At 67.3% G+C, this 9,125-nt stretch carries 7 protein-coding genes; 6 read left to right on the forward strand and 1 reads right to left on the reverse strand.

The window, feature by feature from the left end:
• Positions 1–150 precede the first annotated feature (150 nt).
• A complete protein-coding gene (locus tag I55_RS39235) occupies positions 151–687 on the reverse strand; it encodes a cold-shock protein (RefSeq protein ID WP_044564805.1) in 537 nt (178 codons plus the stop codon).
• Between the two features lie 557 nt (positions 688–1,244).
• Here I55_RS39235 and I55_RS32150 point away from each other — a divergent pair.
• From I55_RS32150 to I55_RS32175, 6 genes are all read left to right on the forward strand, one after another.
• Positions 1,245–2,963, forward strand: a complete 1,719-nt coding sequence (locus I55_RS32150) for a long-chain fatty acid--CoA ligase (protein WP_083901619.1) — start codon at positions 1,245–1,247, stop codon at positions 2,961–2,963.
• A 90-nt stretch (positions 2,964–3,053) separates the two neighbouring features.
• Positions 3,054–3,968 carry a ribokinase gene (locus tag I55_RS32155; RefSeq protein WP_044564806.1) on the forward strand — a complete coding sequence of 305 codons (915 nt, stop codon included), beginning with the start codon at positions 3,054–3,056 and terminating at the stop codon, positions 3,966–3,968.
• A gap of 177 nt (positions 3,969–4,145) precedes the next feature.
• Entirely contained in the window at positions 4,146–5,768 is a 1,623-nt protein-coding gene (locus I55_RS32160; protein ID WP_049974728.1) for a tetratricopeptide repeat protein, read from the forward strand.
• A gap of 344 nt (positions 5,769–6,112) precedes the next feature.
• Positions 6,113–6,529 (forward strand): MerR family DNA-binding transcriptional regulator, encoded by a 417-nt coding sequence (locus tag I55_RS32165; protein WP_044564807.1) that lies wholly within the window; start codon positions 6,113–6,115, stop codon positions 6,527–6,529.
• Between the two features lie 159 nt (positions 6,530–6,688).
• Positions 6,689–7,825: a thiolase family protein gene (locus I55_RS32170; RefSeq protein WP_044564808.1), complete on the forward strand. Its 1,137-nt coding sequence runs from the start codon at positions 6,689–6,691 to the stop codon at positions 7,823–7,825.
• A 26-nt stretch (positions 7,826–7,851) separates the two neighbouring features.
• A partial coding sequence (locus I55_RS32175; RefSeq protein ID WP_044564809.1) for a 3-hydroxyacyl-CoA dehydrogenase occupies positions 7,852–9,125 on the forward strand: 1,274 nt, incomplete at its 3' end.

Consider the following 9,125-nt stretch of genomic DNA (forward strand, 5'->3'; position numbering starts at 1 on the left):
CGAGTACGGGTTCCCGTGTCAGTCCCCGGGACACCCTGACCGGGGGCGTTCGCACGAAGAAGCCCGGACATGAAAACAGCCCCGGATGCGATGCTTCCGGGGCTGTCGTTTTCGAGGGCTGTCGTTTTCAAGGACCCCGCGGGAGACGGCTCAGACCAGAGCCACCCACACCGCCTCGCGGCCCTTGGGGGCGTCGGCGATGCGCATCTGCACCCGCTGGCCTTCGTCCAGATGGTCCATGCCGCACCGGCGCAGGACGCTTTTGTGGACGAAGACGTCCTTGCCGCCGTCATCGGCCAGGACGAAACCGAAGCCCTTGTCCGCCTTGAACCATTTCACGGTGCCGTCGATCTCGATCTCTGACCCGGTGGGCACCCGGTCGCGGGCGCGGGGGGCGGCGCCGGGGCCGCCGCGGTCCGGCGGGGCCGCCATGCCCGTCACTTCCACGATGCGCAGCACCTGGGGCCCCTTGGGGCCCGCGCCGATGGTGCACATCAGTTCCGTACCTTCGGTGATGTCGGCCAAGCCCGCGCGGCTGACCACCGAGATGTGCAGGAAAGCGTCAGGGGTTCCATCCTCCAAGGCGACGAAGCCGAATCCCTTGGACGTGTTGAACCATTTAACCTGGGCCTTTGCCGGGAGACCCTCGTCCTGGCTGAAGGCGTCATACGATCCGAAGCGTGGCACGAGGCAGTACCTTCCCGATATGTGCCGGAGCCCGAACGGGCGCCGGCCCGATGATCTCACCTCCCAAAATCCGCCGTGCCGGGTGCGCCCGGATTTGGTCCGGAACTGTCCCTGGTTTTATTCCAATGCGGCGGCTTAACCCGTCTTAATGGTAAACATAAACGATGAGGCGCCGCTACTGTAATGTGTGGAGAAATGTTGCGCTGCGGCAGGGGTTTCGTTCCTTTCATCCACAGGCTTACAGCGATTTGGCGGGCCTGGCGTCACGGCGGCGCCCAACAGCGCGCGTCAACTTGGGGTTGCTGATGCGAGGACTGGCCAGCGGGCGCGGCACCCGGCCCGTCGCGCGCGTTCCTTGCACGAAACGCTTGAGTAGCGTCCCCGATGCAGGCACGTTACGGCCCTAGACCGGGACGGCAAGACCCGGCATGTCGGTTGCCGATACGATCGCCGGGTATGCGTCCCTCGTCGCCAGGTCGGCACCCTGAGCTTCAAATCACGAATTGGAGCGGTGGCGTCCCCGTACCTGAGCGGGGCCCGCCCTGGGGAGAAAACGTATGATGGCCGACCCGGCCGTGAGTGCGGCGCACATTTGGGAACATAGCTATCCGTCGGGCGTGGACTGGAACGCGCCCATACCGGTGAAGCCCCTGACGGACCTGTTCGACAGTTCCGCCACGCGGTTCGCCGACCGGCCCTTCATCGATTTCCTGGGCAAGCGCTATACCTATCGCCAGGGCGCCGACATGGTGGACCGGGTGGCGAAGGGCCTGCAGGCGCTGGGCGTGGGGCGGGGCTGCAACGTCGGCCTGTTCCTGCCCAACACCCCGTATTCCGTCTTCTGCTACTACGGCATCTTGAAGACCGGCGCCACGGTGGTGAACTTCAATCCGCTGTACGCGGAGCGCGAGCTCGTCAAGCAGATCAATGACTCCGAGGTGGAGATCATGATCACGGTCGACGTGCCGCAGTGCTACGACAAGATGGCCCTGATGCTGGGCCAGACCTGCCTGAAGAAGATCATCACCGGCCGCATGGCCGACATCCTGCCATTTCCGAAAAGCGTGCTGTATCCACTGGTGAAGCGCAAGGACATCGCCCATCCGCCGGCGGATGGCGCCAACCTCAGCTTCCGGCGGCTGATCGCCAATGACGGCCGCTATCGCCCGGTCACCATCGACCCGGTCGAGGATGTGGCGGTGCTGCAGTACACCGGCGGCACCACCGGCGTGCCCAAGGGCGCCATGCTGACCCACGCCAACCTGACCGCCAACACGGTGCAGTCGGCACTGTGGTTCTACCAGGGTCGGCCGGGGCAGGAGCGCATGCTGGGCGTCCTGCCCCTGTTCCACGTCTTCGCCATGACCGGCGTGATGAACCTGTCGATCTACCTGGGAGCGGAGATGATCCTGCTGCCCCGGTTCGAGATCGAGCAGGTGCTGGACACCATCGACAAAAAGAAGCCCACCCAGTTCCCGGCGGTGCCCACCATCTACACCGCCATCAACAACTACAAGGACCGGGCCAAGTACGACCTGTCCTCGCTGGCCTTCAGCATCTCCGGCGGCGCGCCGCTGCCGCTGGACGTCTGCCAGACCTTCGAGGGCCACACCGGCTGCAAGCTGGTGGAAGGCTACGGCCTGTCCGAGTCGTCGCCGGTCGCCACCGTCAATCCCATCGACGGGCCGGTCGGCGGCAAGGTCAAGGTGGGCTCCATCGGCCTGCCGGTGCCCGGCACCATCATCGAGCTGATCGACGTGGAGGACGGCAAGACCCCCGTCGCCCTGGGCCAGCGGGGCGAGGTCTGCATCCGGGGCCCGCAGGTGATGAAGGGCTACTGGAAGCGGCCGGATGAAACCGCCATCACCCTGCGCGACGGCCGCCTGCACACCGGCGACGTCGGCTACATGGATGAGGACGGCTACATCTACATCGTCGACCGCATCAAGGACATGATCCTGGCCGGCGGTTACAACGTCTATCCGCGCAACGTGGAAGAGGCGATCTACCTGCACCCGGCCGTCAACGAATGCATCGTGCTGGGCGTGCCCGATCCCTATCGCGGCCAGACGGTGAAGGCCTACATCAAGCTGACCGAGGGCCATAGCCTGACACAGGCGGAGCTGTGCGACTTCCTGCGTGACAAGCTGTCGGCCATCGAGCTGCCCAAGCAGGTGGAGTTTCGCGACGAACTGCCGAAGACCATGATCGGCAAGCTGTCGCGCAAGGCCCTGCTGGACGAGCTGGCGGCACAGCAGGCCGCCAAGGCCTCCTGACGCCGCTCAGGTGACTCAGTAAAGTTGATCGGCGGCGGTGCTTCGGCATCGCCGCCGATCTCGTTTTCCAACATCGATCCAGGTTACCCCATGTCCAAAGTCATCGTCGCCGGCAGCATCAACACCGATGTCCTCACCACCATGCGCCGCGCGCCGCGCCCGGGGGAAACGGTCAGTGGCGAGACGGTGGCCTTCGGCCGGGGTGGCAAGGGCCTGAATCAGGCCATCGCCGCCGCCCGCCAGGGCGTGGACGTCGCTTTCATCGGCCGGGTGGGCCGCGACGCCTTCGGCGACCAGGCGCTGGCCTTCTTCCAGGCCAACGGCGTGGACACGGGCGGTATCACACGCACCGACACGGCCACCGGTACCGCCATCGTCATGGTGGACGCGCAGGCGGAGAACAGCATCGTCGTCATCCCGGCCGCCAATGGCGAGGTCTCCGCCGCCGACCTGGACGCGGTGGCCATCGGCGCCGGCGACATCCTGGTCAGCCAGTTCGAGATCCCGCGCGGCACCATCGCCGAATTTTTCCGCCGGGGCCGCGCCGCCGGCGCCACCACCGTGCTGAACGCCGCGCCCGCCCTGGACGACGCGCCCGATGCCCTGTGGGCCGACGTCGACATCCTGGTGGTGAACGAGACGGAACTGGGCCATTTCGCCGGCGTGGATGTGCCCGGCGACGCGTCGGAGGATGCGGTGGCCGCCGCCGCCCGCCGCCTGATGCGCCGCCCCGGCCAGACGGTGGTGGCGACGCTCGGCGTGCGCGGTGCCCTGGCCGTCACCGCCGCCGATCAGGTCATCGTGCCTGGCCGCAAGGTCAAGGCGGTGGACACCACCGGCGCCGGCGATTGCTTCGTCGGCTCCATGGCCGCCCGCCTGGCCCTGGGCGATGCCCTGCCGCAGGCCATGCGCCACGCCAATGTCGCCGCCTCCATCGCCGTCACGCGGGTGGGGGCGGGCGAGGCCATGCCCACGGGCGATGAGGTGCTGGCCCTGCTGGCCTAAAACTACCCGGCAAGGTTTACCCGGCGGCAGTCCATAAGACGCTTCCACGGTCGCCGACTTTGCCGGGTTCCTTGCAATTATGTACGGAATCCAAGGCTTTCCGCAGGGGCTGCCGCTGGCATGCCCCTTGCTCTCCTGATCGGGCAAAGACGCGACCTAGCCCCCGAGGAGGAGTGGATGTCCTTCGTCCAGGATTGTGTGGACCTGTCCCGCCAGCACCTGATGGCCGGTTTCCTGGCGGAGGCCGAGATGAGCTGCCGCACCGCGCTGGCGGCCGAACCGGTCCATGCCGAGGCCACCCACCTGCTGGGCGTCATCGCGTTGAAGGCCAACCGCCCGATGGAGGCCAACGACCTGTTCGAACAGGCCATCGCCCTGGATTCGGAGAATTTCCAGTACCACAACAGCCGCGGCGTCCTGCTGTACGGCTGCCGCCGGTTCGAGATGGCGGAGGTCTGCTTCCGCACCGCGGTTTCTCTCAATCCCGACGACGCCGTCAGCCAGAACAATCTGGGCAACGCGCTCCGCGCCCTGGGCCGCCTGGCGGAGGCCGAGGCCCGTTTCCGCGAGGCGGTGGAGATCAACCCCCGCTACGCCGAGGCCCACAACAACCTGGGCAACACGCTGCGCGAGCTGGGCAACCTGGAGGAGGCGGAGTTCTGCCTGCGTCACTCCCTGGGCCTGCTGCCCGACAACTTGGATGCCCTGTACAACCTGGGCACCCTGCTGCTCTACACCGGCCGGCTGGATGAGGCTGGCGGGCTGTTCGCCCAGGTGCTGGCCGCCGACAGCAGCCGGTATGAGGCCGCGATCTGCCTGGCCCAGGTGTTCCAGGGCCAGGACCGCACCGATGACGCCGTCGCCCTGCTGGGCGGCGTGCAGGCCCGCCTGCCCGACAACCAGGCGGTGCAGTACGCCCTGCAACTGCTGCGCAGCACCCAGGTGCCCGCCTGGCACATCCCGCGCCTGAACGACCATGAGCGCAACGACGCCTATGAGGCGGCCCTGCTGCGCGCCATCCGCCCGGGCGATCTGGTGCTGGAACTGGGCGCCGGCTCCGCCCTGGTCAGCATGATGGCCGCCCGCGCCGGCGCGTCCCGCGTGGTGGCGGCCGAGCCGCTGGCGGCGCTGGCCACGGTGGCGCGCGAGACGGTGGCCCTGAACGGCTATGCCGACCGCGTCAGCATCGTGGCCAAGAAGCCGCAAGACCTGAAGCTGGGCGTGGACCTGCCCCGGCAGGCCGACGTGCTGGTGTCCGACATCGTCAATGTCGGCATGCTGGCGCCCGACATGCTGTCCATCCTGGACCATGCGCGCCGCAACCTGGCCCGTCCTGGCGCGCGCGTCATCCCCGCCGCCGCCACCGTCTGGGCCCAGCTGATCCAGGCCGACGACCTGCGCCGCGTCAGCCCCATCCGCAGCGTCAGCGGCTTCGACATGAGCCGCTTCGACCAGTTCCGGGCGCCGGGCTATCAGCAGATCGACCTGGCCGCCGACGACCACCACATGCTGTCCGATCCCTTCCCGGCCTGGTTCTTCGACTTCCGCGTCAGCATGCCGGACAGCGACCTGAAAAGCCTGACCATCCAGGCGACCAAGCCCGGCGTGGTCCAGGGCGTGGCCTTCTGGTTCGACCTGCACATGGACGAGGAGGTGGTCTACAGCTCCCGCTCCGCCGCCCGCACCAACCACTGGAAGCAGGCCGTCTACTTCTTCGGCCATGACTTCCCCGTGGCCCAGGGCCAGCCCATGCTGCTGGGCACCGGCTACGACCGCACGCAGATACACTTTTTTATCTGAGTTCCCTCACGCGGCGGGCGGCCGCATCCGCTGGCTTGGCTTATCCTCCCTTTCCAGTCCACTTCGTTCCCCGGAAAGGTCCGGCGGACGCGGTTGCGTCCTACGACATGAGCCTGGGCTCATGCCGCTGGCGCCCCCTCTTCAATCAAAGCGCACCTAGGCCGCGGGTGCGGCCGCTCGGCCCCTGGGGGCGTGATTTTCCAAGCCAGCTTACCCCCTACGGATGAAGTTGAAAGTTGATTCAGGCCCATTGACATCGGTCCTCTCTGGCTTTACGTTTACGTAAACGTAAGGCGCCAGCCTCCCGACGAATGAGGGGGTTTGGCCAGCCCAGGGAGAGAACCATGCCCGATGGAGCGCCCGTGACGGCGGTGGAAGAAACCTACACCATCAGCCAGCTGGCCGAGGCGTTCGAGCTGACGCCCCGCACCATCCGTTATTACGAGGACGAAGGCCTGTTGACCCCCCGGCGTGAGGGACAGCAGCGGGTCTATACCCACCGGGACTGGGCGCGGCTGAAGCTGATCATGCGCGGCAAGCGCCTGGGCTTCACCATCGCCGGCATCAAGGATTTCCTGGACCTGTACGAGGTGGGCGACGCCCAGGTCCCGCAGATGCGCTTTCTGCTGAACAGCGCGCGCGATCGTATCACCACCCTGGAACAGCAGTTGCGCGACGTGCAGCAAACCCTGGTCGACCTGAGGGAGATCGAAGGTTTGGTCGTCGACCATCTGGCCCGCAAGGGCGCCCTTGACACCTGACGGGGCGTCTCACGGGACATCTGAAAAGACGTCCCGCGGCGTCCCATATCCATTCCACCGCGCCGGGGACGCATCCCGGCCCGGTCCTTCCCGCGTCACCCCCATCATCCGGCGCCCGCCAAATGAGGCGCCGTCCCGTTGAAGGCGAGGAGCACACCAATGACTAAAGCCGTTATCGCCGGTTACGCCCGGTCCCCGTTCACGCTGGCCAACAAGGGCGACCTGGTGCGGGTCCGTCCCGACGACCTGGCCGCGGCGGTGGTCAAGGCGCTGGTGGAGCGCACGGGCGTGAACACGGCCGACCTGGAAGACCTGATCGTTGGCTGCGCCTTCCCCGAGGGCGAGCAGGGCTTCAACGTCGCCAAGCTGATCGGCATGATCGCCGGCCTGCCGCAGGCGGTGGCCGGCACCACGGTGAACCGCTTCTGCGGCTCCTCCATGCAGGCCATCCACATGGCGGCGGGCGCCATCGCGCTGGGTGCCGGCAAGGCCTTCATCGCCGCCGGCGTCGAGAGCATGACCCGCATCCCCATGGGCGGCTTCAACCCCATGCCCAATGCCGCCCTGCACGCCGTCAACCCCGGCGCCTACATGTCCATGGGCATCACGGCGGAGAACCTGGCCAAGAAGTTCGGCTTCAGCCGCGCCGACCAGGAGGCCTACGCCGTCGCCTCCCACAAGAAGGCCGCCGAGGCGCAGGCCGCCGGCCGCCTGGCCGATGAGATCGTCGGCATCGACGTGAAGGGCAAGCTGGTGGACAAGGACGGCTGCATCCGTCCTGACACCACCGCCGAAGGCCTGGCCGGCCTGAAGCTGGCCTTCGACCAGGAAGGCACCGTCACCGCCGGCACCTCCAGCCCGCTGACCGATGGCGCCTCCGCCACGCTGGTGACCAGCGAGGATTACGCCAAGGCCCACGGCCTGCCTATCCTGGCCCGCATCCGCTCCGTCGCCGTATCCGGCTGCGACGCCACCATCATGGGCTACGGCCCGGTGCCGGCCTCGCGCAAGGCGCTGGAGCGTGCCGGCCTGACGATCAAGGACATCGACATCGTCGAGAGCAACGAGGCCTTCGCCGTGCAGTCCATGACCGTGGCGCACGAACTGGGCTTCGACCCCGCCAAGGTGAATCTGGACGGCGGCGCCATCGCCCTGGGCCATCCGCTGGGCGCCACCGGCGCCCGCATCACCGGCAAGGCCGCCAGCCTGCTGAAGCGCGAAGGCAAGCAGTTCGCGCTGGCCACCCAGTGCATCGGTGGCGGCCAGGGCATCGCCACCGTCCTGGAAGCGGTCTGATCGGCCCCCGGTTGAGGAGAGACCCCATGGAAATCAAAAGCGCCGCCGTCATCGGCGCCGGGGTGATGGGCAGCGGCATCGCCGCCCACATCGCCAACGCGGGCATTCCCGTCTTCCTGCTGGACATCGTCCCCCAGGCCGTGAAGGACAGTGGGGGCGACCGCAGCGTTGTCGCCAAGGGCGCGATCGAGAAGCTGCTCAAGACCGAGCCCGCCGCCTTCATGCACAAGGACGCGGCCAAGCTGGTCACCCCCGGCAACACCGAGGATGACCTGGAGAAGCTGAAGGATGTCGACTGGATCATCGAGGCGGTGATCGAGAACAAGGACATCAAGCACAACCTCTACCGCCGCCTGGACGCGGTGCGGAAGCCAGGCTCGGTCGTCAGTTCCAACACCTCCACCATCCCGCTGGAGATCCTGCTGGAAGGGGCCAGCGACCAGTTCGCCGCCGACTTCATGATCACCCACTTCTTCAACCCGCCGCGCTACATGCGGCTGCTGGAGATCGTGGCCGGCCCCAAGACCCGCGCCGATGCCGTGGCGACCATCCGCCAGGTGTGCGACGTGCGCCTGGGAAAAGGTGTGGTCGACTGCAAGGACACCCCCGGCTTCATCGCCAACCGCATCGGCACCTACTGGTTCCAGGTGGCGGTGAACGCGGCGGACGATCTGGGCCTGACGGTGGAGGAGACGGACCTGATCACCGGCAAGCCCATGGGCCTGCCCAAGACCGGCACCTTCGGCCTGCTGGACCTGGTCGGCATCGACCTGGGGCCGCACATCGCCAAGAGCCTGCTGTCCACCCTGCCGGCGCAGGACGACTACCGCCGCGTCTACCGCGAGAACCCGCTGCAGGCGAAGATGATCGCCGAGGGCTACACCGGCCGTAAGGGCAAGGGCGGCTTCTACCGCCAGACCAAGACGCCGGACGGCAAGCGCGTGCGCGAGACCATCGATCTTAAGACCGGCGCCTACCGCCCGACGGTGAAGGCCGACCTGGCCTCCGCCAAGGAACGCGGCCTGAAGGCCCTGGTGACCCACAGCGACAAGGGCGGCCAGTACGCCTGGAAGGTGCTGAGCCAGGCCCTGGCCTACGCCGCCAGCCTGGTGCCGGAAATCGCCGACACCATCCTGGACGTCGATGCCGCCATGCGCCTGGGCTACAACTGGAAGCAGGGGCCGTTCGAGATGATCGACGCCCTGGGCACCCAGTGGTTCGCCGAGAAGCTGGAGGCCGAGGGCCTGCCCGTGCCGGCCCTGGTCAAGCTGGCCGCCGGCCGCCCCTTCTACAAGGTGGA

This window comes from Azospirillum sp. B4, assembly GCF_000333275.1.
Taxonomy (GTDB): domain Bacteria; phylum Pseudomonadota; class Alphaproteobacteria; order Azospirillales; family Azospirillaceae; genus Nitrospirillum.

Coding starts and splice junctions, on each gene's coding strand:
- I55_RS32150 (WP_083901619.1), top strand. CDS start 1,245: ATGATGGCCGACCCGGCCGTGAGTGCGGCGCACATTTGGGAACATAGC.
- I55_RS32155 (WP_044564806.1), top strand. CDS start 3,054: ATGTCCAAAGTCATCGTCGCCGGCAGCATCAACACCGATGTCCTCACC.
- I55_RS32160 (WP_049974728.1), top strand. CDS start 4,146: ATGTCCTTCGTCCAGGATTGTGTGGACCTGTCCCGCCAGCACCTGATG.
- I55_RS32165 (WP_044564807.1), top strand. CDS start 6,113: ATGCCCGATGGAGCGCCCGTGACGGCGGTGGAAGAAACCTACACCATC.
- I55_RS32170 (WP_044564808.1), top strand. CDS start 6,689: ATGACTAAAGCCGTTATCGCCGGTTACGCCCGGTCCCCGTTCACGCTG.